Annotated in this window: 21 protein-coding genes; 17 read left to right on the top strand and 4 right to left on the bottom strand. The window is 68.5% G+C overall.

Annotated elements, in window-relative coordinates; all coding sequences use genetic code 11:
- Window positions 1-57: 57 nt before the first annotated feature.
- From CPH63_RS17220 to trpC, 5 genes are all read left to right on the top strand, one after another.
- Window positions 58-1,608 (top strand): cell wall metabolism sensor histidine kinase WalK, encoded by a 1,551-nt coding sequence (locus tag CPH63_RS17220; RefSeq protein ID WP_096304042.1) that lies wholly within the window; start codon window positions 58-60, stop codon window positions 1,606-1,608.
- Between the two features lie 72 nt (window positions 1,609-1,680).
- Window positions 1,681-2,037 (top strand): phosphoribosyl-AMP cyclohydrolase, encoded by a 357-nt coding sequence (gene hisI, locus CPH63_RS17215; RefSeq protein ID WP_096304041.1) that lies wholly within the window; start codon window positions 1,681-1,683, stop codon window positions 2,035-2,037.
- A 44-nt stretch (window positions 2,038-2,081) separates the two neighbouring features.
- On the top strand, window positions 2,082-3,539 hold the full coding sequence (locus CPH63_RS17210; protein WP_371365008.1) for an anthranilate synthase component I: 1,458 nt from the start codon (window positions 2,082-2,084) through the stop codon (window positions 3,537-3,539).
- Complete coding sequence (locus CPH63_RS17205; RefSeq protein ID WP_096304039.1) at window positions 3,536-4,216, top strand: Trp biosynthesis-associated membrane protein; 681 nt, start codon at window positions 3,536-3,538, stop codon at window positions 4,214-4,216. The genes CPH63_RS17210 and CPH63_RS17205 overlap by 4 nt, the downstream gene beginning before the upstream one ends.
- A 91-nt stretch (window positions 4,217-4,307) precedes the next feature.
- Window positions 4,308-5,120 (top strand): indole-3-glycerol phosphate synthase TrpC, encoded by an 813-nt coding sequence (gene trpC, locus CPH63_RS17200; protein ID WP_096304038.1) that lies wholly within the window; start codon window positions 4,308-4,310, stop codon window positions 5,118-5,120.
- Between the two features lie 2 nt (window positions 5,121-5,122).
- Here the strand turns inward: trpC and CPH63_RS17195 are convergent, their stop codons facing one another.
- Both CPH63_RS17195 and folP read right to left on the bottom strand, forming a co-directional pair.
- A complete protein-coding gene (locus CPH63_RS17195) occupies window positions 5,123-6,073 on the bottom strand; it encodes a glucosyl-3-phosphoglycerate synthase (RefSeq protein ID WP_197704408.1) in 951 nt (316 codons plus the stop codon).
- A gap of 4 nt (window positions 6,074-6,077) precedes the next feature.
- The gene (gene folP / locus CPH63_RS17190) at window positions 6,078-6,890 is read right to left on the bottom strand and encodes a dihydropteroate synthase (protein ID WP_096305239.1); all 813 of its coding nucleotides are present in this window, start codon (window positions 6,888-6,890) and stop codon (window positions 6,078-6,080) included.
- Between the two features lie 199 nt (window positions 6,891-7,089).
- On the opposite strand from folP, the gene trpB reads away from it, so the two are divergent.
- Together trpB and trpA are read left to right on the top strand one after the other, a co-directional pair.
- Window positions 7,090-8,286, top strand: a complete 1,197-nt coding sequence (trpB, locus tag CPH63_RS17185) for a tryptophan synthase subunit beta (RefSeq protein ID WP_096304036.1) — start codon at window positions 7,090-7,092, stop codon at window positions 8,284-8,286.
- Window positions 8,286-9,095 carry a tryptophan synthase subunit alpha gene (trpA, locus tag CPH63_RS17180; protein WP_096304035.1) on the top strand — a complete coding sequence of 270 codons (810 nt, stop codon included), beginning with the start codon at window positions 8,286-8,288 and terminating at the stop codon, window positions 9,093-9,095. The genes trpB and trpA overlap by 1 nt, the downstream gene beginning before the upstream one ends.
- 26 nt (window positions 9,096-9,121) lie before the next feature.
- Here trpA and CPH63_RS17175 read toward each other — a convergent pair whose 3' ends face one another.
- Window positions 9,122-10,114: a quinone oxidoreductase gene (locus tag CPH63_RS17175; protein ID WP_096304034.1), complete on the bottom strand. Its 993-nt coding sequence runs from the start codon at window positions 10,112-10,114 to the stop codon at window positions 9,122-9,124.
- 41 nt (window positions 10,115-10,155) lie between these two features.
- Here CPH63_RS17175 and lgt point away from each other — a divergent pair, with 41 nt between their 5' ends.
- From lgt to fabG, 6 genes are all read left to right on the top strand, one after another.
- Window positions 10,156-11,211 carry a prolipoprotein diacylglyceryl transferase gene (gene lgt, locus CPH63_RS17170; protein ID WP_241895712.1) on the top strand — a complete coding sequence of 352 codons (1,056 nt, stop codon included), beginning with the start codon at window positions 10,156-10,158 and terminating at the stop codon, window positions 11,209-11,211.
- Complete coding sequence (locus CPH63_RS17165) at window positions 11,204-11,914, top strand: VIT1/CCC1 transporter family protein (RefSeq protein WP_096304032.1); 711 nt, start codon at window positions 11,204-11,206, stop codon at window positions 11,912-11,914. Before lgt ends, CPH63_RS17165 begins: the two co-directional genes overlap by 8 nt.
- 140 nt (window positions 11,915-12,054) lie before the next feature.
- On the top strand, window positions 12,055-13,107 hold the full coding sequence (locus tag CPH63_RS17160; protein WP_241895711.1) for a phosphotransferase family protein: 1,053 nt from the start codon (window positions 12,055-12,057) through the stop codon (window positions 13,105-13,107).
- A gap of 58 nt (window positions 13,108-13,165) precedes the next feature.
- Window positions 13,166-14,203, top strand: coding sequence for an LLM class F420-dependent oxidoreductase (locus tag CPH63_RS17155; RefSeq protein ID WP_096305237.1), 1,038 nt, complete (start codon window positions 13,166-13,168; stop codon window positions 14,201-14,203).
- Window positions 14,204-15,010 carry an SDR family oxidoreductase gene (locus tag CPH63_RS17150; RefSeq protein WP_096304031.1) on the top strand — a complete coding sequence of 269 codons (807 nt, stop codon included), beginning with the start codon at window positions 14,204-14,206 and terminating at the stop codon, window positions 15,008-15,010. It abuts the gene before it with no gap.
- Between the two features lie 61 nt (window positions 15,011-15,071).
- Window positions 15,072-15,836 carry a 3-oxoacyl-ACP reductase FabG gene (fabG, locus tag CPH63_RS17145; protein ID WP_096304030.1) on the top strand — a complete coding sequence of 255 codons (765 nt, stop codon included), beginning with the start codon at window positions 15,072-15,074 and terminating at the stop codon, window positions 15,834-15,836.
- Between the two features lie 7 nt (window positions 15,837-15,843).
- Here fabG and CPH63_RS17140 read toward each other — a convergent pair whose 3' ends face one another.
- Window positions 15,844-17,100, bottom strand: coding sequence for an MFS transporter (locus CPH63_RS17140; protein WP_096304029.1), 1,257 nt, complete (start codon window positions 17,098-17,100; stop codon window positions 15,844-15,846).
- Between the two features lie 65 nt (window positions 17,101-17,165).
- Here CPH63_RS17140 and ffh point away from each other — a divergent pair, with 65 nt between their 5' ends.
- Genes ffh through CPH63_RS17120 form a run of 4 tightly spaced genes read left to right on the top strand, consistent with a single transcriptional unit; the run spans window position 17,166 to window position 21,467 of the window.
- Entirely contained in the window at window positions 17,166-18,695 is a 1,530-nt protein-coding gene (gene ffh, locus CPH63_RS17135) for a signal recognition particle protein (protein WP_096304028.1), read from the top strand.
- 30 nt (window positions 18,696-18,725) lie between these two features.
- Window positions 18,726-19,343, top strand: coding sequence for a phosphatidylinositol phosphate synthase (pgsA, locus tag CPH63_RS17130; RefSeq protein ID WP_096304027.1), 618 nt, complete (start codon window positions 18,726-18,728; stop codon window positions 19,341-19,343).
- A complete protein-coding gene (locus CPH63_RS17125) occupies window positions 19,340-20,311 on the top strand; it encodes a phosphatidylinositol mannoside acyltransferase (RefSeq protein WP_241895710.1) in 972 nt (323 codons plus the stop codon). The genes pgsA and CPH63_RS17125 overlap by 4 nt, the downstream gene beginning before the upstream one ends.
- Before the next feature lie 7 nt (window positions 20,312-20,318).
- Window positions 20,319-21,467: a glycosyltransferase family 4 protein gene (locus CPH63_RS17120; RefSeq protein WP_096304026.1), complete on the top strand. Its 1,149-nt coding sequence runs from the start codon at window positions 20,319-20,321 to the stop codon at window positions 21,465-21,467.
- Window positions 21,468-21,505: the final 38 nt, after the last annotated feature.

Raw genomic sequence — 21,505 nt, 5'->3', positions numbered from 1 at the left:
TGGAGTAAGTCCCCGGAAGTAGCAGCACCCGAATGGGTTGACCCGAGCGAACTCGAGATGAGTGTCGAGCCCGAAGGCGTGACCGGTCACATCGATGCAGTGCCGTTCGAGAATGTGCCGCCGCCAGACGGCACGACTCGCCGCCGCGGCATCGTCTACCGCCTGCTGCCGCGAACCCTCTCAGCTCGGCTCACCACCGGGGTCGTCGCCCTAGTAGCCCTCATCGTCATGGCGGTCGGAGCCTCGACCTACGTGGCGCTCAATATCTTCCTCACCGATCGGCTCGATCAGCAGCTACAGAGCGTCGCCCAGCCCGCGTCGAGTTCACTCGCGGACTGTTTGACCTTCGGGCATTGCCCCCCGCTCACCGGGACCACGGGAGTCCACGGCCCTCAGAAGCAGTGGCTGGCGATCTACCAGGCCAACGGCGAACCCGTGAGCCTGACGGCTGAGGCCGACTCAGACGTGATTGTGCTGCATACCAGCGCCGAAGACACCCAGCAGCTGCTGGCGCACCCGAATGAGCCTCAGTCGGTTCGCACCACCAACGGCGTGAGCCTGCGCGCGGTGGCGGTGCCGAACCGGGGGTTCATCGTCATCACCGGCCTGTGGACCGGCGAGGTGGATACCACTCTGCACCGGCTGATCGTCCTGGAGTTGAGCATCGGCGCCGGTGCGATCGTCATCGCCTTCCTGCTTACCACGTACGGCGTGCGGCTCAGCCTGCGCCAACTGCACAAGGTCACGCGCACCGCCCAGACCGTCACCGCCGAGCTGTCGCCCGAGGGCGGCGGCCTGAATCGCCGGGTCGACGTCACTGAACCGGAGACCGAGGTGGGGCAGCTGGCCACTTCGGTGAACACGCTGCTCAGCGCAGTCGAGGAGGAGTTCGGAGCTCGGGTCGAGAGCGAGGCCAGGATGCGCCAGTTCCTGGCCGACGCCTCACACGAACTGCGCACACCGCTCACCTCGATCCGTGGCTACGCCGAACTGGCCCGGATGCGCCGCCAGAGCGGCGCGCAGGAGAGTGCCGCGGCGAGCGCCGACGCGCTGGATCGCATCGAATCGGAGGGCACCCGTATGTCGCGGCTGGTCGACGATCTGCTGATCCTGGCCCGCAGCGATCGGGGCAGCGTGATTCATCGGGAATTGATCGACGCCGGTGAGCTGGTCGACGATGCGGTGATGGGCGCTCGCGCCGCCTACCCGTTGCGTCGCATCGACGTATCGGCCCAGCCCGGGTTGATGCTGGTGGGCGACCGGGACCAGCTACTGCGGGTGCTTCGAAACCTCATCACCAACGCCGCCATCCACACCGACCCGGCCGGCCCCATCGCAGTACGGGCGGCGCGCGACGGAGATTCCACCGTCTTCCAGGTCAAGGACAGTGGGCCCGGCCTTCCGCCGGAGGAGGCGTCGCAGGTCTTCGGACGATTCTGGCGGGCCGACAAGGCGCGTACCCGTGCCCGCGGCGGCAGCGGTCTCGGTCTGTCGATCGTCGCCTCGATCGTCGAGGCGCATCACGGCACGGTCACCTTCGAGAGCTCCGTCTCCGACGGCAGCCTGGTCACGGTCGTCCTGCCCGTCGCGGCGGACGTCGCGCCGTAGTCGACGCGTCACCGGTGGGTGTCGAATACCGCGCGGTAAACACAGTTTGGCGGAGCAGGCAGAATTGGTGCCATGAGCAACCCCTCGGCCCTGGACCCGGCGATCGCGGCCCGGCTGAAACGCGACGCCGCCGGCCTCGTCGTGGCCGTCGTGCAGCAGTACGACACCGATGAGGTCCTGATGGTCGGCTGGATGGACGACGAGGCGCTGCACCGCACGCTCACCACCGGCCGAGCCACCTACTGGTCGCGTTCCCGCGGCGAGTACTGGGTCAAGGGCGCCACCTCCGGCCATGCCCAGTACGTCAAATCGGTGGCGCTCGACTGCGACGCCGACTCGCTGCTGGTGAAGGTCGATCAGATCGGTGCGGCCTGCCACACCGGCGATCGCACCTGCTTCGACGCCGGCGTTCTCGAGGTCAGCTCGTGAGCATCAAGCGGGACGAGCTGCGCGAGCTGGCCCAGACCCATCGGATGGTCCCGATCACCCGTACCCTCTTCGCCGACGCCGAGACGCCGGTCGGGGTGTACCGCAAACTCGCCGCCGGGCGCACCGGAACCTTCCTGCTCGAGTCGGCCGAACCGGGTCGATCGTTTTCACGCTGGTCCTTCGTCGGGGTCAACTCCGTCTCCACGCTGAGCAGCAGGGATGGCCGCGCCAGCTGGACCGGCCTCGTACCGGAGGGGGTCGGCGAAGACGCCGATCCGCTGCAGGCGCTCGGGGCGGCGTGGCGGGCGATCAAGGGTCCTCGCCTGGAGGGCCTACCTCCACTCACCGGCGGATTCGTCGGCCACCTCTCCTACGACGTCGTCCGGCGAATCGAGCGGCTGCCCGAAGACGCCGTCGACGATCTCGGCTTCCCGGAGCTGACCATGCTGCTGGTGACCGACCTGGCAGCCGTGGACCACCACGAATGCAACGTCGTTCTCATCGCCAACGCGTTCGTCAACCCGCAGCTGAGCGACGCTGAGCTCGACGCCGCCTACGACGACGCGATCGCCCGTCTGGACGCGATGCAGGAGGCGCTGGCGACCTCGGCCGAGTCCACGATCGCCACCTCGGAGCCGGTCCTCGCCCCGCCGGCGACCTCCCGCACGCCCGACGGTCACTATCAGCCCGCGGTCGAGCGGGCGTTGGAGGCGGTGCGGGCCGGTGAGGTCTTCCAGATCCAGATCGGGCAGCGCTTCGAGGTCCCGACCGACGCGGATTCCTTCGACATCTACCGCGTGCTCCGGACGCTCAACCCGTCGCCCTACATGTACTTCATGAAGCTCGACGACTTCGACATCGTCGGCTGCAGCCCAGAGGCCCTGGTCACCGTCACCGAGCGACGGGCGGTGCTGCATCCGATCGCCGGCACCCGGCGTCGGGGCACCACACCTGAGGCCGACGCCGCGCTGGCCGCCGAGCTGATGAATGACCCGAAGGAACAGGCCGAGCACATCATGCTGGTCGATCTGGCCCGCAACGACCTCGGGCGAATCTCCAAGCAGGGCTCGGTCGAGGTCGTCGAGTTCGGGGCCATCGAGCGGTACAGCCATGTCTGGCACATCGTCTCCAGCGTTCAGAGTGAGGTGGCCGAGGGTAAGGACGCCTTTGACGTACTCACCGCCACCTTCCCGGCCGGGACGCTGACCGGCGCGCCCAAGGTGCGGGCGATGGAGTTGATCGACGAGCTCGAACCGGTCCGGCGCGGCATCTACGGAGGAGCCGTCGGTTACCTCGATGCCGCCGGTGATCTCGACCTGGCGATAGCGATCCGCACCGCCGTGATCCGTGATCACATCGCCTACGTACAGGCCTCGGCCGGCATCGTCGCCGACAGCATCCCGGCCAACGAAGACCAGGAGACCCGCAGCAAAGCACGAGCCGTGCTGCAGGCGATAGCGACGGCTCAGACGCTTCGACCGGTCGGTTCACCGAGCTCGTGACGACGTCTGCCAAGCCGGCCGGAAGCTACCGCGAACTCGCGGTCGTACTGCTGCTGCTGGCCCTCGGCGGGGCCACCGCACTGCTCGCGGCGGGCCGGGTATGGCGCAGCATCACCGTCAGCCGACCGCGCCCGCTCAGCGACGACGTGCTGCTGGCCAGCGGCCATTCGCTACAGCCGGCGACGAGCGGGCTGGCCGTGGTGGCGCTAGCCGCCACGATCGCGCTGCTGGCGACCGGGGCCCGGGTCCGTCAGTTGATCGGAGCGCTGCTGGTCGTGGTCGGGGCAGCGCTCGTCTGGCAGGGCATCGTCGGGCTACGTCCCATCACCTCCGGGCATGGGCTGGCGCTGGTCAAGGCCGCGCACTCCGGTGTCGGTGTCGGTGTCGACGCGTCCGTGCAGGTGGTGACCCACGCCGTGTGGCCGCTACTGGTAGTGGTCGCCGGTGCGCTGGTGATCCTCGCCGCGATCGTCGTCGTCGTGCGGGCGCCCCGGTGGACCACCATGTCGCGTCGCTACGAAGCGCCCAAGGACCTCTCCGGTACCTCGCTCACCGCCGACGCGGACGCCGCCGCAGAGGGGGCGCCCCCGGTGGCTGAGGAGGGTCAACTATCACCGGCGGCCCGTGATCTCGCGCTGTGGAAATCACTGGACCGGGGCGAGGATCCCACAGCATGAAATGTGGCCGCCGTCGCTACCCGATGCACGTGAGTCGATGCTGGCTGGTTAGCATCGCGTTATACACATTAGTTTGGGGGCGGTGACTGGGATGGCCGACGTTCTGCAGGAGATCGTGGCGGGAGTGCGTGAAGACGTAGCCGCCCGTCAGGCGCTGACGTCACTCGATGAGCTCAAGGAACGCGCGGCAGCGGCAGCTCCGGCCAAGGACGCCCTGGCTGCTTTGATGAGCCCTGGAGTCGGGGTGATTGCGGAGGTAAAGCGGCGTAGTCCGTCCAAGGGCGCGCTTGCTTCGATCGCCGACCCCGCCTCGCTGGCGGCCGACTACGCCGCCGGTGGAGCACGGGTCATCAGCGTCCTTACCGAGCAGCGACGCTTCGGCGGTTCCCTGGACGATCTGCGCGCCGTCCGAGCCCGGGTCGACATTCCGGTGCTGCGCAAGGACTTCGTCGTCGGCTCCTATCAGGTGCACGAGGCCCGGGCCAACGGCGCCGACCTGGTGCTGCTGATCGTCGCCGCGCTGGATCAGAACACGCTGGTCGGGCTGCGGGAGCGGGTCGAGTCGCTGGGCATGACCGCGCTGGTCGAGGTGCACACCGAAGACGAGGCCAGCCGTGCCCTGGACGCCGGCGCTCAGGTCATCGGAGTCAACGCACGCAACCTCTCCACCCTTCAGGTCGATCGCTCCACCTTCGAACGGATTGCTCCCGGCCTGCCCAAGCACGTCGTGAAGATCGCCGAGTCCGGTGTGCGCGGACCGCTCGATCTCATCGAGTACGCAGCGGCCGGTGCCGACGCGGTGCTGGTTGGCGAGGGGCTGGTCACCAAGGCCGACCCCCGCGCCGCAGTGGCCGAACTGGTAACCGCTGGGGCGCATCCGGCGACGCCGCGCACCACGCGCTGACTTCAGTCGATGGTGGCCCGCGGCGGCCTCTCGCCCAAGGGAACCCGGCGCTGCAGCCAGTGACTGTCGCTGCCCCGTTCGTACTGGCGCAGTACGGTCTGCTCATCCTCTCCAGCTGGTTGGCGCAGGCCGGATCGCCGATCGGCAACCGCGATGATCTCGGTTGCCATCACGCCCAGATCGTGGATCGTCTGATGGCGATGCGCGCGTCGGCCGAGGTCGACCTGCGCGATCGCCTCGACGCCGCGCAGTGCGGCGGTGTCGAGGAGGGTCGCTAGCTCAATGCCATAGCCGACAGGAATGGGCAGTGTTTCTATGAGCGATCGGCGGATCGCCCACTCACCGGCCAGAGGCTGCACCAGCCCGGTCAACTCCGGCCAGCGCAGCGTCAACAGGGGACGGGCCACCAGTTCGGTGACCCGCCCGCCCTGCGGTTTGGCCGCCCGGCCCTCGCCGTCGGGACGGTCGTCGAAGAGCCGATCGTAGAAACCCTTCACCAGTTCGATCCGCGGATGGTTGAGCAAAGGGCCGAGCAGACCGGTGACGAAGTGGACGCCCCAGTCGAGCAGGTCGGCATCGACGAAGACCAGCACCTCGGCGTCGGTAACGAAGAGGGACTTCCAGAGCGCCTCGCCCTTCCCCGGGCGTACGCCGAGTTCCGGGCGTACGTCGGCCACGGAGTGAACGGCGGCTCCGGCGTTTCGGGCCGCCTGCGCGGTCTGGTCGGTGGAGAGCGAATCCATCACGATCAGCTCGTCGACCAGGGGCGCGGCGCGCATCAGCGCACTGTGAATCTGCCCCACCACCGCGCCGACCGTCGCTGCCTCATTGCGGGCCGGGATGACGACGGCGACCCGCGTCGCCTGAGCGGTCTTCTCGGCGATGAGTTCGGTGACGCTCCACTGCGAGCCGTGGAACGTTGGTACCGCGGAGAACGAGCCGGGACCGCTCACCCGTTCAGGCCAGCCCGCGCTTGTTGCGCACCGGCTGGCGGGTACCGCGGATCGTCGAGACCATGTCCAGCGTCTGCCGGGTCTCGACCACATTGTGGGCCCGGAAGACCTGGGCGCCGAACCAGGCGCAGAGCGACGTCGTGGCCAGCGTGCCGACGAGGCGATCGTCCAGGGCCACGTCCAGCGATTCACCGACGAAGTCCTTGTTGGATAGCGAGACGAGCACCGGCCAACCGGTGTCGACCATCTCGGTCAGGCGACGGGTGACCTCCAACGAATGGCGGGTGTTCTTGCCGAAGTCGTGACCGGGGTCGATGAGGATTCGCCGAGGGTCGACCCCGGCCGCCGTCGCCCGTTCGGCCAGAGCGACGGTGCGACGTAGTACGTCGGCCATGACGTCCGGGTAACTGACCCGGTGGGGGCGGGTGCGTGGCTCGAGGCCGCCGGCGTGGGTGCAGACGAGCGCTGTGTCGAACTCGGCCGCCACTTCGGCGAGCTTCGGGTCGTGGCCGCCCCAGGCGTCATTGAGGATGTCGGCGCCCGCCTCGCAGACTCCGCGCCCCACCTCGTGGCGCCAGGTATCGACACTGATCAGCAGGTCGGGATGGCGGGCGCGGACCGCCGCGACGAAGCTGACCGTTCGATCGAGCTCCTCGGCGGTGTCGACCTCGGCGCCCGGCGCCGCCTTGACCCCGCCGATGTCCACGATGTCGGCCCCCTGGGAGACCACCTCGTCGACTCGAGCCAGCGCTGCCTCGAAGGCGAAGGTCGCGCCGCGATCATAGAAGGAGTCCGGGGTGCGATTGACGATCGCCATCACCAGCAGATCACTGGCGGTGAACTCACGTCTGCCCAGCGCCAAGACCACATCGCCACTCTAGTGCGCAGCAATTGCGCTTTACTCCGCCCGCTAAGCTGTCGGGTATGAATGCGGCTCTGAATCACAGCGGGCGATGGCACCGGTGACGTCGCGTCACCCCCACCCATCTGCCTTCTGACCTCTTCTGGAGCCTGCAATGACCACTGTCGTACCCGACCCCACCGGCCACTTCGGCGTCTACGGAGGGCGCTTCGTCCCGGAGGCGCTGGTCGCCGCCCTCGACGAACTCACCCTCGCCTTCGACGCGGCGATCGCCGATCCGACCTTCACCGACGAGCTCACCCGGCTGCTACGCGACTATGCCGGCCGTCCCTCGATCCTCACCGACGCACCGAAGTTCGGCAGCCACGCCGGCGGCGCCCGCATTCTGCTCAAGCGCGAGGATCTGAACCACACCGGATCGCACAAGATCAACAACGTTCTCGGGCAGGCGCTGCTGACCCAGCGCCTGGGAAAATCCCGCGTTATCGCCGAGACCGGCGCCGGCCAGCACGGTGTCGCGACGGCGACCGCAGCGGCCCTGCTCGGCCTCGACTGCACCGTCTACATGGGTGAGGAGGACACCCGTCGCCAGGCGCTCAACGTCGCTCGGATGCGACTGCTCGGCGCCGAGGTCGTCCCGGTGCGCACCGGATCCCGAACATTGAAGGACGCGATCAACGAGGCCTTCCGGGACTGGGTGGCCAACGTCGATGACACCCATTACCTCTTCGGGACCTCGGCCGGTCCGCACCCGATTCCGCGAATGGTCCGTGAATTCCACCGAGTCATCGGCAATGAGGCCCGGGCTCAGGTGCTCGAACGGGTCGGACGCCTGCCCGATGTCGTCGCCGCCTGTGTCGGCGGCGGCAGTAACGCGATCGGGATCTTCGCCGCCTTCATCGACGATCCGGCGGTGCGCCTGATCGGATTCGAGGCCGGCGGCGACGGCGTCGAGACCGGTCGGCACGCGGCCACCATCACCGGCGGAACGCCCGGCGTGCTCCATGGCGCGCGCTCGTACCTGCTGCAGGACGAGAACGGCCAGACCGTGGAGTCGCACTCGATATCAGCCGGCCTGGACTACCCCGGCGTCGGACCTGAGCACTCCTACCTGCACGACATCGGCCGGGCCGAGTACCGCCCCATCACCGACGCCGAGGCGATGGAGGCCTTCTCGCTGCTCTGCCGCACTGAGGGGATCATCCCGGCGATCGAGTCGGCGCACGCGCTGGCCGGTGCCATCAAGGTCGGGCGCGAACTGGGCCCGGATGCGGTGATCCTGGTGAACCTCTCCGGCCGGGGCGACAAGGACGTCGAGACCGCCTCCGCCTACTTCGGGCTGGTCAAGTGATGAGCGCCGACATCATCGCCCAGACCCCACTCCAGCGGGTGCTCCAGCAGGCCAAGGCCGGCGGTCGGGCCGCCCTCATCGGCTACCTTCCGGTCGGCTTCCCGAGCGTGGAGGTCTCCATCGACGCCATGCTGGCCATGGTGGCCAACGGCGTCGATGTGATCGAGGTCGGGGTGCCCTACAGCGATCCCGGGATGGACGGCCCGACGATCCAGGCCGCCGTCGAACCGGCCGTCGAGGCCGGGGTCGCCATGCGGGACGTGCTGCGCGCGGTCCGGGCGATCAGCGACGCCGGCGCCGCGGCGGTAGTGATGTCCTACTGGAACCCGATCGATCGCTACGGGGTCGATCGCTACTGCGCCGACCTGGCCGCGGCCGGAGGATCGGGGACGATCACCCCCGACTTCATCCCGGACGAGGCGGCGGAGTGGCTCACCGCGACCGACAAGCACGCTCTCGACCGCATCTTCCTGGTCGCACCCTCCTCGACCGAGGCACGGCTGCGCTCGACCACCGCCAGTTGCCGGGGCTTCGTGTATGCCGCCTCGACGATGGGCGTGACCGGAGCCCGCGCCGACGTCTCGGACGCGGCCCGGGCGCTGGTGACCCGGACCCGGGCGGTCAGCGACATCCCGGTCTGCGTCGGTCTCGGGGTGTCGAACGCCAGCCAGGCCCGCGAGATCGGCGGCTTCGCCGACGGCGTCATCGTGGGGTCGGCCCTGGTGCGCAAGCTGCTCGACAGCCCAGACGCGGCCGGGGTCGCCGCGGTCGGTGAGCTGACCGCTCAGCTGCGCGCCGGACTCGACTGAAGGCCGTAGCGTCAGCACGCCCGCCGTCAGCGGGTGATGATCAGCTTGCCGGTGCTGCGCCGCCGTTCCAGATCGTCGTAGGCGGTGGAGGTGTCGGCCAGCGGGTAGCGGCCACCGATCTCCAGCGCCAGCGTCCCGTCCGCCAGCGCCTTGAGGATCTCCCCGGAGCGCCAGCGGAACTCCTCGGCCGTGGCGACGTAGTCGGCCAGGGTCGGGCGCGTCACGAAGAGTGAGCCACCCCAATTCAGCCGCTGCACGTCAAACGGTGGCACCTGCCCGCTGGCCGCGCCGAAGATGGCCAGTGTCCCGCGTCGGCGAAGCGAGGCCAGCGATGCGTCAAAGCTGGCCGCGCCGACACCGTCGTAGACCGCCTGCACGCCGACCCCGCCGTTCAGGTCACGCACTGCCGCGGCGAAGGCCGCCGGGTCGGCCGTGAGTTCGCTGCGTAGCACCGCGTCGGCCCCGGCCGCCGTCGCCTTCTGGGCCTTCGCGTCGGTCGAGACCACGCCGATCACCCGGGCCCCGCGCCGGCTGGCCAGCTGCACCAGCAGCTGCCCGACGCCGCCGGCCGCAGCGTGCACCAATACGGTGTCACCGGCTTGGATCGGGTAGGTGGAGGTCGCGAGATAGTGCGCCGTCATGCCCTGCAGCATCGCGGCCGCGGCAATCTCCAGCTCCAGCCCGTCGGGGACGGCGACCACGTCGGCCGCATTCACGTTCAACGCTGCGGCGTGCGAACCCAGCGCCGTCGACCAGGCCACCCGGTCGCCCACCTGGATGTCGGTTACGGCATCGCCGACGGCAGTGACGGTGCCGGCCCCCTCCATCCCGAGGGGAAACGGCGTGGGGATCGGGTAGATGCCCTCACGCTGGTAGACATCGACGAAGTTGACGCCGGAGGCGCAGACCTGCACTCGCAGCTGCTCCGGAGCCGGTGCGGCGAGTTCGATCTCGCGCACTTCGAGCACCTCGGAGCCACCCGGTCTGCTGACGACGACGGCGGTTGTCTGTTCGGTCATGGCATTCACGTTAGTAACTGCGACTCGTCTACGGTTACTTGGTGCGAGTTCTAGCTTCGATCCCTAGTCCTTCTCAGAGCGTCTGGCATCTCGGCCCGTTGCCGATTCGCGCCTACGCGCTCTGCATTGTGCTGGGCATCTTCGTCGCGGTATGGCTGACGATTCGCCGCTGGCGGGCCGTCGGCGGAGTCGACGAAGACATCTGGGACGTCGCCGGCTGGGCGATCGTCTTCGGCATCATCGGTGGCCGGGTCTACCACGTCATCACCGACCCCGAGCTGTACTTCAAGGCGGTGCCGCCGGACACCGCGGCCCACCCGCAGAACGCCTTCAAGATCTGGGACGGCGGCCTCGGAATCTGGGGTGCGGTGGCACTCGGCGGCGTCGGAGCCTGGATCGGCTGCCGGCGCAAGGGGATTCGACTGAGCTCCTTCGCCGACGCCGCGGCGCCGGGAATCGTGCTGGCCCAGGGCATCGGACGCTGGGGCAACTGGTTCAACAACGAGCTCTACGGCGGCCCGACGAGCCTGCCCTGGAAGCTGGCGATTCATCGGGTGGACGTGGTCACCGGCAGCTCGCTGCTCGATGACAACGGGCACGCCATCGTGATCGGATACTTCCAGCCGACGTTCCTCTACGAATCGATCTGGGACATCGCGCTGGCCTTTTTTCTCATCTACGCCTCCCGCCGCTGGACCCTCGGACGTGGAAACGTCTTCGCCCTCTACGTGATGCTCTACACGGTCGGTCGGGCCTGGATCGAGGCGCTGCGGGAAGATCACGCGAACCACATCCTCGGACTGCGCCTCAACGACTGGACCTCGATCATCGTCTTCGTGGGCGCATTGATCTGGTTCCTACGCAACCGCTCGGTGCCATCGGGGCCGATCTACACCGACGGACGCGAGGCGTCGTCGGCTGAGGCCACCCCACCGGCCGAGGAGAGCGAATCAACCGGCGGTCAGGAGACGACAGGGGAGGAGCCTGCCGGCGATCCGGCCGATACGCCGACGGTTCCCCCGACCCCGACCCCGGCGGTTCCCACGGCCCCGACCCCGGCGGTTCCCCCGGCCACGGCCGAGCAGCGTCATGAGTAGCCTCGCCAGCGCGGAGATCCACCACCAGCACCGTGACGTCGCCGGTGGCTGGCTGCGTCCGACGGTCTTCGGCATGATGGACGGCCTGGTCTCGAACTTCGCCCTGATCGCCGGGGTCGCGGCGGCGGATACCTCGCGGGCCGGGATTGCCCTGGCCGGGCTGGCCGGCCTGGTCGGCGGCGCCTTCTCGATGGCGACCGGTGAATATGTGTCGGTGCAGAGCCAGAACGAGTCGATTCGGGCCGAGATCGACGTCGAACGCCACGAGTTGACGGTCAACGCGGCGGCGGAACTCGAGGAACTGGCCCAGATGTACGTGGATCGCGGTGTCGACCGGGCACTGGCTGACCAAGTGGCCCGGCAGCTGTCGCGTGACCCGGAGCAGGCCCTCAAAATCCACGCATTGGAGGAACTCGGCGTCCAACCCGGTGCCCTGCCAAGCCCCTGGGTCGCGGCCGGATCCTCGTTGACCGCCTTCTCGGTGGGGGCGTTGATCCCGCTGCTGCCCTACCTCCTCGGGGCGAAGTCGGTGCTGCTGTGCGCGCTGCTCTCCTCGGTGGCGCTCTTCGCCGCCGGCGCCGTCAGCTCGCGATTCACGTCGCGTTCGTGGGTCTTCGCCGGCGCCCGGCAGTTGCTGCTGGGTGGCATCGCGGCCGCGGTGACCTACGGCGTAGGGACCGTCTTCGGGGCTGTCGTCGGCTAGCTTCCGGGCCGCAGCAGGGCTGTAGTAGGGCCGCAGTAGGCCTGCAGTAGGGCTGTAGCAGGTCTGCAGTCTGCCGGGGCGTCGGGTCAATTGCGGGGGTGCCCTATCCCTATCGATCGGCGATCTCTAACGTGGGCACTGTGACAGAGCTGCCAAACGTTTCACAGCCGGGTTCGCGCACCCTGCCCGGAGTCGACCTCGATCTCCTCACCAGCTGGCTCGATTCGGCGAAACCGGGGCTGCGGCAGGGGGAGCTCGTCGGCGAGGTGATCGTCGGCGGCAAGTCCAACCTGACCTACCGGATCACGGATGGAGCCAATCGCTGGGCGCTGCGTCGCCCGCCGCTGGCCCACGTGCTCCCCACCGCGCACGACATGGTTCGGGAGTACCGGGTCATCAGCGCGCTCACCGGATCGTCAGTCGCGGTGGCCGAACCCGTCGCGCTCTGCCGCGATCCGGAGCTGCTCGGCGCCCCGTTCTACCTGATGGGCTTCGTCGACGGCGTGGTGCTCGACCGCGACCAGGACGTGGCCGCGGTGACGCCGCCCCAGGCGACATCAGCGGGCGAGGCGCTCATCGACACGCTGGTCGCGCTGCACTCCATCGACCCGAACGAGGTCGGCCTCGCGGACTTCGGTCGCCCGGTCGGCTATCTGCAGCGGCAGGTCAGCCGCTGGCACAAGCAGTGGGACGCCTCCGAGACCCGGCCGCTGGACATCTTCGCGCAGGTCGTCGACGAGTTGACCAACTCCATCCCGGACTCCGAGACGCCGGCCATCGTGCACGGTGACTACCGAATGACCAACGTCATCTTCGACCCGGATTTCGGGCGGGTGGCCGCAGTGGTCGACTGGGAGATGGCGACGCTGGGTGACCCGCTCACCGACATCGGCCTGCTCGCCGTCTACCACCGCCTGGCGCTGGAGAGCGGTTCGGTGATGCCGAAGATGACGCCCTCGGCGGGATTCCTCAGCCCCGACGAACTACTGGCCCGCTATGCCGCCGGGTCGGGCCGAGACCTGTCGGACCTCAGCTGGTACGTCGCCTTCGGGTACTTCAAACTCGCCGTGGTCGGCGAGGGTATCGCCGCGCGGTTTGCCCAGGGAAAGACGGTTGGTCCGGGCTTCGCCGAGGTCGCTGCATCCGTGCCCGCATTGTTGGAATCCGCGCACGCCGAACTGACGAAGGGTTAGTCAACGATGGGCTTCTCGCCGAAGGAATTCCGTTCTACCTCAGCCGGTGCGGGCTGAGATGGGCTGGGGACTCACCATCCCGCTGACTGGCATCCCACTGGCTGATCAAGCCCAGCTGGTAAGCGCGCTGCCCGCGTTCGGCTACAGCGACGTCTGGTCCTCCGAGGTGAACGGGGCCGATGCCTTCACCCCGCTCGCACTTGCCTCGGTCTGGGCGCCGCAGCTTCAGCTCGGCACGGCGATCGTGCCGACCTATACCCGCGGGCCGGCCCTCATCGCGATGTCCGCCGCCACTCTCGCGGCCGCCGCGCCCGGGCGGTTCAGCCTCGGGCTGGGTGCCTCCAGCCCAGCGATCGTTCGGGACTGGAACGGCCTCGACTTCGATCAGCCGTTCAAACGCACCCGCGACGTACTGCGCTTCGTGAATAGCGCGCTGGCCGGCGAGCGGGTGGACGGCACCTTCGACACCTTCACGATCAAGCGGTTCAAGCTGGAGTCCGCGCCGACGTCGCCGCCGCCGGTCCTGCTCGCTGCGTTACGCGCTCAGATGCTCGCACTGGCTGGCCGCGAGGCCGACGGGGTCATCCTCAACTGGCTCGCCGCAACCGATGTCGCACAGTGCCTGGACGCGGTCGACAACTCGGCGTCGGATGTCGTCGCGCGCATCTTCGTCTGCCCGACCGAGGACGCCGACTTCGCCCGCAACCTGGCCCGGATGATGATCACCGCGTACCTCACCGTCCCGGCCTATGCCGCGTTCCACAGCTGGCTCGGACGGGGTGAGAAGCTGGCCCCGATGAGTGAACTCTGGAAGGCCGGCGATCGCAAGCGCGCGCTCGCCGCGGTGCCCGAGGACGTCATCGACGAGCTGGTCCTGCACGGCACGCCCGAGGAGTGCCGCGAGAAGGTCCAGGCCTATGCCACGGCCGGCGTGCGGACGCCGGTGATCGCACTGCTGCCGACCCCCGAGCTCGCCTCGCCCGGGGTGCTGGTCGATACGCTGCGTCGGCTGGGCCCCGCGCAACCTGGCTCCGTCTCCGAACCGACAGCATCAGCGACATCAGCGACCACCACAGCGACCTTAGGGGAGAAGTAGATGCAGATCGCCGACAAGGTCGTCGTGATCACCGGAGCCGGCAGCGGCATCGGGGCCGAACTGGCCCGGCGCTTCGCCGCACTCGGCGCTGAGGCGGTCGTGGTCAGTGACCGCGACGGCGACGCCGCCGGCGCGGTGGCGGCGTCGATCAACGACACCCTCCCCACCGGAATCGTGGTCTCCGACCGCACCGACGTCAGCGATCCGGCACAGATCCAAGCCCTGGTCGCCGCCACGATCGACCGCTTCGGGCGGGTCGACCTCTTCTGCTCCAACGCCGGTATCACGACCGGCGGTGGCGTCGAGGCGAGCCTCGAAGAGTGGCAGCGCACTTTCGACATCAATGTCTTGGCCCACGTGCATGCCGCGCGATCGGTCGTACCGACGATGCTCGCCAACGGCGGTGGATATCTGCTGAACACCGCATCGGCGGCAGGCCTGCTCACCTCACCCGGCGACGCACCGTATGCCGTCACCAAGCATGCGGCGGTGGCCTTCGCCGAGTGGCTGGCCGTCACCTACGGTGGTCAGGGCATCGGCGTGAGCGTCCTCTGCCCGCTCGGGGTGGCGACGCCGCTGCTGATGGATCCGCTCGCGGAGAATCACCCGTCGGCCCAGACGGTGGCCGCCTCGGGCGAGATCATCAGCACCGAACGGGTCGCCGATGCCGTCGTCGACGGGCTGGAGCAGGAGAAGTTCCTGATACTTCCGCACCCAGAGGTGGCCTCGTACTGGGTGCAGAAAGCCACCGACCCCGACCGCTGGCTGGCTGGCGTACGCCGCCTGGTCGGTGGCGGGCGAAGTTGAGCCAGTCGGCTGGGAAGCCGCTTCAAATACCGAACACAACAAAGAAGAAGGGCAATAAAACATGGCAGGTGTAGCTGATCGGGTAGCACTGGTAACGGGTGCCGCTCAGGGGATCGGGGCTGAAGTGGCCCGCCGGCTGGCGGCCGGCGGCGCGAAGGTCGCGGTACTCGACCTCGACCTCGGTGCCGCCGAGGCGGTCGCCGCGGAGATCGTCGCGGCCGGCGGCAGCGCGCTGGGCGTCGCCGCGGACGTCAGCAAGCGCGACCAGGTACAGGCCGCGGTCGACGCGGTCGTCGAGAAGTTCGGCGCCCTGCACATCGTGGTGAACAACGCCGGTGTGCTGCGTGACAACCTGCTCTTCAAGATGACCGACGACGACTGGACGCTGGTGATGGAGGTGCACCTGCGGGGTGCGTTCCTGGTCAGCCAGATTGCCCAGAAGCACATGGTGGCCGCGAAGTACGGACGCATCATCAACCTCTCCTCGACCTCGGCGCTGGGCAACCGGGGCCAGGCGAACTACGCAACGGCCAAGGCCGGGCTACAGGGCTTCACCAAGACCCTCGCCATCGAACTCGGCCCCTTCGGGATCACCGCGAACGCGGTCGCCCCGGGGTTCATCGAGACCGCCATGACGGCCGCCACCGCGGAACGGGTGGGCGGCACGATCGAGCAGATGCGGGAGGCGGTCGCGTCGACCGTGCCGGTGCGCCGTGGCGGTCTGCCCGCCGACGTCGCGAACACCGTCGCCTTCTACGCGGGTGAGGAGGCCGGTTACGTCACCGGCCAGGTCATCTACGTCGACGGTGGCGCCGGGCTGATCTAGGCCGATCTCAGCTGGAGGTGAGCTCTGCCAGTGGCGTATCCGCCACTGGCAGAGCCGGCTCCTCGAGGCGCCGAAGGTGCCGAGTCGAGGCCGGGGCCAGCCCGAGCAGCATGGAGACACCGCCGGCGAGTCCGCCGACGAGCATCACCGGGACGGCACCGAAGACGTCGGCCAGCAAGCCGGCGAGCAGGTAACCCAGCGGCAGCAGTGCCAGCGACCCCATCCAGTCCCAGGCCGAGACCCGGGAGAGCAGATGAGGCGGAATCCGCTGAGCCAGCGCAGTCTCCCACCAGACGCCGAACATGCCGATCCCGACTCCGGCCAGCGTCATGGACAGGTAGGTAATCGGCAGCGGGGCGCCGGCGGCGTAGACGGCGATGGCCAGCGGCCACCAGAGCGAGGCGATCTGGCCGGTGCGCATCGGATGTAGCGGGCGCCACCGGGATGCGATCACGGCGCCGGTGACGGTGCCGATGCCCCAGCACGCGTTCGTCAACCCGAAGACCCCCTCACCGCCGTACTGCGTGCGGGAGACGGTGGCGCCGAGCACGAAGAACGGCGCCAGAGCCAGCAGCAGCGTGACCGAGAACGACAGGATCGTCGCCCAGACCCACGTGCGCTCGCGTAGCGCCAGCCAGCCCTCACGCAGTTCGCGCAGCACGGGCGCCGGTTCGACCGCCACGTCGCCGCGACTTCGCGGCCGCACCCGCCAGATCAAGAACGCCGAGACACAGAAGGTGAGCGCGTCCAGCCCGAAGGCCGTCGCGCCACCGACACCGAGGACCAGCGCGGTCGCCAGCGCGGGCGAGGCGAACTCGGCCAGCGAGCTGCTCATTCCGCTCAGCGCCTGCGCCGACTGGATGTCGGACTCAGCGACGGTCTGCGGAATGAGCCCGGTGTACGCCGGGCGGAAGAAGGCCTCCGCGGTCGCGAAACAGACCCCGATGACGACCATCTGCCAGACGCGCACCGTGCCGGTCGCGATCAGCAGCGCCAGCACCCCGTGCAGCACGGCGCGGATGAGGTCGGTGCTGACGATGACCCGCTGCCGGGGAAGGCGGTCGGCCAACACGCCGCCGACGAGGACGAAGGCCACCATGGGCAGCGAGTAGGCGACCAGCACGGCGGCCACGTCCGAGGCCCGGCCGGTGAGTCGGGTGACGAAGAGTGCGAGGGCGACGACAACCAGATTGTCACCGATAACGCTCGCCGATTGTCCGATCCAGAGCAGCCGGAAATCACGCGATCGAAGTGCGGTGAACATGAAGTAACCGTAAGTCCGCTGTCATCCGGATTTCGCGCCCGGAGTTGGGAGATACCCTTGCTGTCATGTTCGACACGCTCTCTGATCGCCTCAACGCCGCTTTCTCCGGACTCCGCGGCAAGGGTCGCCTTTCGGCGGCCGATATCGACGCAACCGCCCGCGAGATCCGCATCGCGCTGCTGGAGGCCGACGTCGCACTGCCCGTGGTTAGGCAGTTCATCTCGGCGATCAAGGAGCGGGCCACGGGTGAGGACGTCTCCAAGGCGCTGAACCCCGGCCAGCAGGTCATCAAGATCGTCAACGAGGAACTGGTCACGATCCTCGGTGGTGAGACCCGGCGGCTGCAGTTCGCGAAGAACCCGCCGACGGTCATCATGCTGGCCGGTCTGCAGGGTGCGGGCAAGACCACCCTGGCCGGAAAGCTGGCCCGGTGGCTGCGCGAGCAGGGACACACGCCGCTGCTGGTGGCCTGCGACCTGCAGCGTCCGAACGCGGTGAACCAGCTCCAGGTGGTGGCCGAGCGGGCCGGTGTCGCGGTCTTCGCACCTGAGCCCGGCAACGGCGTCGGCGACCCGGTCAGCGTTGCCCGCGAGTCGATCGAGTTCGCGCAGCGGGCTCAGCACGACATGGTGATCGTGGACACCGCCGGACGTCTCGGTATCGACGTCGAGATGATGAATCAGGCGGCGGCCATCCGCGACGCGGTCCAGCCCAACGAGACTCTCTTCGTGGTCGACGCAATGGTTGGCCAGGATGCGGTTAACACCGCCCAGGCCTTCGCCGAAGGGGTCGGCTTCACCGGTGTCGTACTCACCAAGCTCGACGGTGACGCCCGCGGTGGTGCGGCGCTATCGGTCCGCTACGTCACCGGCCAACCGATCATGTTCGCCAGTAACGGCGAGAAGCTCGAGGACTTCGACGTCTTCCACCCCGATCGAATGGCCTCCCGCATCCTCGGTATGGGTGACGTGCTCACCCTCATCGAGCAGGCCGAGAAGACCTTCGACCAGGACGAAGCCGAGCGGATGGTCGGCAAGCTGCAGTCCGGCGGCGACTTCACCCTCGAGGACTTCCTGGAGCAGTTGCAGGCGATCCGGCGAATGGGCCCCATCTCGAATCTGCTCGGCATGATGCCCGGCATGGGGCAGATGAAGGAGGCGATGAGTCAGGTCGATGACCGCGACCTCGACCGCACAGCGGCCATCATCCGCGGTATGACCCCGGCTGAGCGGGCCAATCCGAAGATGATCAACGGCTCACGACGACTGCGGATCGCCAACGGCTCCGGCGTCAAGGTCAGCGACGTCAACCAGTTGGTCGACCGGTTCTTCGAGGCCAGCAAGATGATGAAGCAGATGGGCGGCGCCATGGGCATGCCCGGAATGCGGCGCAAGAACGTCAAGAACGCGAAGGGCAAGAAGGGGAAGAAGGGGCGCGGATCCGGTCGCGGACCGACGCCGCCGCGCAACTCGGGCTTCGGCGGCGGATTCCCGGGCGGCCTCCCCGGCGGCGGATTCGGCGGGTCGGTGCCCCCACAGCTCCCGCCGGGGATGAACATGCCCGACCTCAGCAAGCTGAAGCTTCCAGGCAAGTAAGCCGCGGTTCGGTATTCGATATCGTAAGGCGTGATCACCGCCCGTTTACGTCTGTTCTTCTCCCGGTTCGTCAACCCGCTGGCCGCCACGCTGGCGCGCCTCGGCGTCACGCCGGACGTCATCACGATCTTCGGGACGATCGGCGCTACGGCTAGTGCAGTCATCTTCTTCACCCGCGGCTGGTGGTTTCTCGGCACCCTGCTGATCTGGGGCTTCGTGATGCTCGACATGGTCGACGGGGCGGTGGCCCGGGTCGTCGGCTCGACGAAGTTCGGTGCCGTCCTCGACTCGACGACCGATCGGCTGGTGGACGCCTCCGTCTTCGCGACCATCGCCTGGTACTTCAGCTTCGGGCCCGACCCACAGAAGTGGATGGTGCTGGCCTGTCTGCTCTGCCTGATCCTGGGGGCTCTCACCTCCTACATCAAGGCCCGGGCCGAGGGAGTCGGGCTCACCTGCAACGTCGGTATCGCGGAGCGGACGGAGCGGCTCATCATCGTGCTGGTGGGAACCGGGGTCTCCGGGGCCTTCCTCGGCCTCCCGTTCGCCCAGGCCGTCGCCCTCTGGCTGCTGGTCGCCGCCTCGGCGATAACCGTGGTCCAGCGGCTGGCCACCGTGCACACCCAGTCACGTCAGCTGGCCGCATGAGCGGCTCGCCGATGCAGTCGACGCGCACGGCGATCGAGCGGCTGCTCACGTCCACCGCTGAGCACGGGGCCGACCTCGGCTACGCGGCGGGCTGGGCCGGTGTGAAGGCCCTCCCGGCTCCGGTGGCGCGCCGGCTATTTCAGTTAGCCGCAGACGCGGGTACTCGGCGAGGCGGCCCGGCGGTGACGCAGTTGCGGGCCAATCTGGCCCGGGTGATCGGACACGAAACCGCGGGCGAGACGAGTAAGAAGGAGTTGGATTCGCTGGTCCAGGCGGCGATGCGCTCCTACGCCCGGTACTGGATGGAGACCTTCCGGCTGCCGAAGATGCCCCGTTCGGCCGTCCTGGCCAAGACCGCCACCGAAGGCACCGAACATCTGGATGCGGCGATCGCGGCCGGTAAGGGTGTGGTGCTGGCGTTGCCGCACAGCGGGAACTGGGACGTCGCAGCGCTCTGGTTGATCGAGCGGGGCTCGCCGTTCACCACCGTCGCCGAGCGGCTGAAGCCGGAGTCGCTCTACGACCGGTTCGTCGCCTATCGGGAGAGCATCGGGATGCAGGTCCTGCCGCTCACCGGCGGTGCGCGCAACCCCATCGACGTGCTCTCCGAACGGCTTCGCGAGGGCGGGGTGATCTGCCTGCTGGGTGACCGCGATCTCTCCCGGCGCGGTGTTGAGGTCACCTTCTTCGGCGAGGCGACGCGCATGCCCGCGGGCCCCGCCCTCCTGGCCACCAGCACCGGAGCGACACTGCTGCCGGTGACGCTCTGGTACACCGAAGACGGCTGGGGCCAGCGCATCTTCCCGCCGATCACCCTGGCCGACGGCGATCGGGTGGATCAGATCCGGTCGGCCACCCAGGCGCTGGCCGACCGCTTCGCGGAGAGCATCGCCGCCCATCCGGCCGATTGGCACATGCTCCAGAAGCTGTGGCTGGCCGATCTCAAGCCCCGTTCGGCCCGGACGTGACCCGACGATGAAGGTCGGCCTGGTCTGCCCGTACTCCTGGGACATCCCCGGGGGCGTGCAGTCGCACGTGCGGGACCTGGCCGAGACGCTCATCGAGCTCGGTCACAGCGTGAGCGTCCTCGCCCCCGGAGATGAGGACATGCCGGGGCTGCCGTCCTACGTGGTTGCGGCCGGGAAGGCCGTTCCGATCCCGTACAACGGCTCGGTGGCGCGTCTGCAATTCGGTCTGGTCTCCGCTGCGCGGGTGAGGCGCTGGCTGAAGGACGGCGGCTTCGACGTCGTGCATGTGCATGAGCCGGCACCGCCGAGCCTCTCCCTGCTCACCTGCATGATCGGCGACGGGCCACTGGTCGCCACTTTCCATGCCAGCAACCCGAAGTCGAGAGTGCTGTCGATGTTCGACAGCGTGCTGCAGCCGTTTCTGGAGAAGCTGGCCGGGCGGATCGCAGTGTCGGAGGCGGCCCGTCGGGTCATCGTCGAGCACCTCGGGGCCGACGCGGTGGTCATCCCGAATGGCGTCTCGGTGGAGCATTTCGAGTCAGCCCAGCCGCTGCCCGAATACCCTCGCGACCCGTCGGGGCCTCCGCCCCGAGGGGGAGTGATCGGCTTCGTCGGCCGCTACGACGAGCCACGCAAGGGAATGGACGTGCTGGTCTCCGCTCTGGAGATCCTGGTCACAACACGGCCGGAGCTGAAGCTGGTGGTGGCCGGCCGCGGGGACGCCGAGGACTTCCTCAGCCAGCTCCCACCGGCGCTGGCCGACCGGGTGGACCTTCTCGGGCAGGTGAGCGAGTCGGCCAAGAGGCAACTGCTGCGAAGCATCGACGTCTACAGTGCGCCGAACACCGGCCAGGAGAGCTTCGGGATCATCCTGCTGGAGGCGATGGCGGCCCGGGTCGCGGTGGTAGCCAGTGATATAGAGGCGTTCCGCCGTGTTCTGGGCAATGGCACGGCGGGTGAATTCGCACCCGCCGGCGACGCGGCCGGGCTGGCCGCTGCGCTGAGCCGGGTCCTTGACGATGCGCCGCGCCGGGCCGAGCTCGTCGCGGCCGGGGCAGCGGCGGTCGCCCCGTATGACTGGTCAGTGATCGTCACTCAGGTATTGCGGGTCTACGAGATTGCCATCGCCGGCGCCTCGCAGCTGCCGCGCCTCTAGCGGTGGCCCGCGATTTCTGAGGAACGGCCGGTGATTGG

This window comes from Jatrophihabitans sp. GAS493 (assembly GCF_900230215.1).
GTDB lineage: Bacteria > Actinomycetota > Actinomycetes > Mycobacteriales > Jatrophihabitantaceae > MT45.
The sequence above is the reverse complement of the archived record's forward strand: the minus strand, read 5'-3'. Positions and strand labels throughout refer to the sequence as shown.

Excerpts from the sequence above, each read along its gene's own strand:
- CPH63_RS17220 (WP_096304042.1), top strand. The coding sequence starts at position 58 with ATGAGTGTCGAGCCCGAAGGCGTGACCGGTCACATCGATGCAGTGCCG.
- hisI (WP_096304041.1), top strand. The coding sequence starts at position 1,681 with ATGAGCAACCCCTCGGCCCTGGACCCGGCGATCGCGGCCCGGCTGAAA.
- CPH63_RS17210 (WP_371365008.1), top strand. The coding sequence starts at position 2,082 with ATGGTCCCGATCACCCGTACCCTCTTCGCCGACGCCGAGACGCCGGTC.
- trpC (WP_096304038.1), top strand. The coding sequence starts at position 4,308 with ATGGCCGACGTTCTGCAGGAGATCGTGGCGGGAGTGCGTGAAGACGTA.
- folP (WP_096305239.1), bottom strand. The coding sequence starts at position 6,890 with ATGGCGATCGTCAATCGCACCCCGGACTCCTTCTATGATCGCGGCGCG.
- trpB (WP_096304036.1), top strand. The coding sequence starts at position 7,090 with ATGACCACTGTCGTACCCGACCCCACCGGCCACTTCGGCGTCTACGGA.
- trpA (WP_096304035.1), top strand. The coding sequence starts at position 8,286 with ATGAGCGCCGACATCATCGCCCAGACCCCACTCCAGCGGGTGCTCCAG.
- CPH63_RS17175 (WP_096304034.1), bottom strand. The coding sequence starts at position 10,114 with ATGACCGAACAGACAACCGCCGTCGTCGTCAGCAGACCGGGTGGCTCC.
- CPH63_RS17165 (WP_096304032.1), top strand. The coding sequence starts at position 11,204 with ATGAGTAGCCTCGCCAGCGCGGAGATCCACCACCAGCACCGTGACGTC.
- CPH63_RS17155 (WP_096305237.1), top strand. The coding sequence starts at position 13,166 with ATGGGCTGGGGACTCACCATCCCGCTGACTGGCATCCCACTGGCTGAT.
- CPH63_RS17150 (WP_096304031.1), top strand. The coding sequence starts at position 14,204 with ATGCAGATCGCCGACAAGGTCGTCGTGATCACCGGAGCCGGCAGCGGC.
- fabG (WP_096304030.1), top strand. The coding sequence starts at position 15,072 with ATGGCAGGTGTAGCTGATCGGGTAGCACTGGTAACGGGTGCCGCTCAG.
- CPH63_RS17140 (WP_096304029.1), bottom strand. The coding sequence starts at position 17,100 with ATGTTCACCGCACTTCGATCGCGTGATTTCCGGCTGCTCTGGATCGGA.
- ffh (WP_096304028.1), top strand. The coding sequence starts at position 17,166 with ATGTTCGACACGCTCTCTGATCGCCTCAACGCCGCTTTCTCCGGACTC.
- CPH63_RS17125 (WP_241895710.1), top strand. The coding sequence starts at position 19,340 with ATGAGCGGCTCGCCGATGCAGTCGACGCGCACGGCGATCGAGCGGCTG.
- CPH63_RS17120 (WP_096304026.1), top strand. The coding sequence starts at position 20,319 with ATGAAGGTCGGCCTGGTCTGCCCGTACTCCTGGGACATCCCCGGGGGC.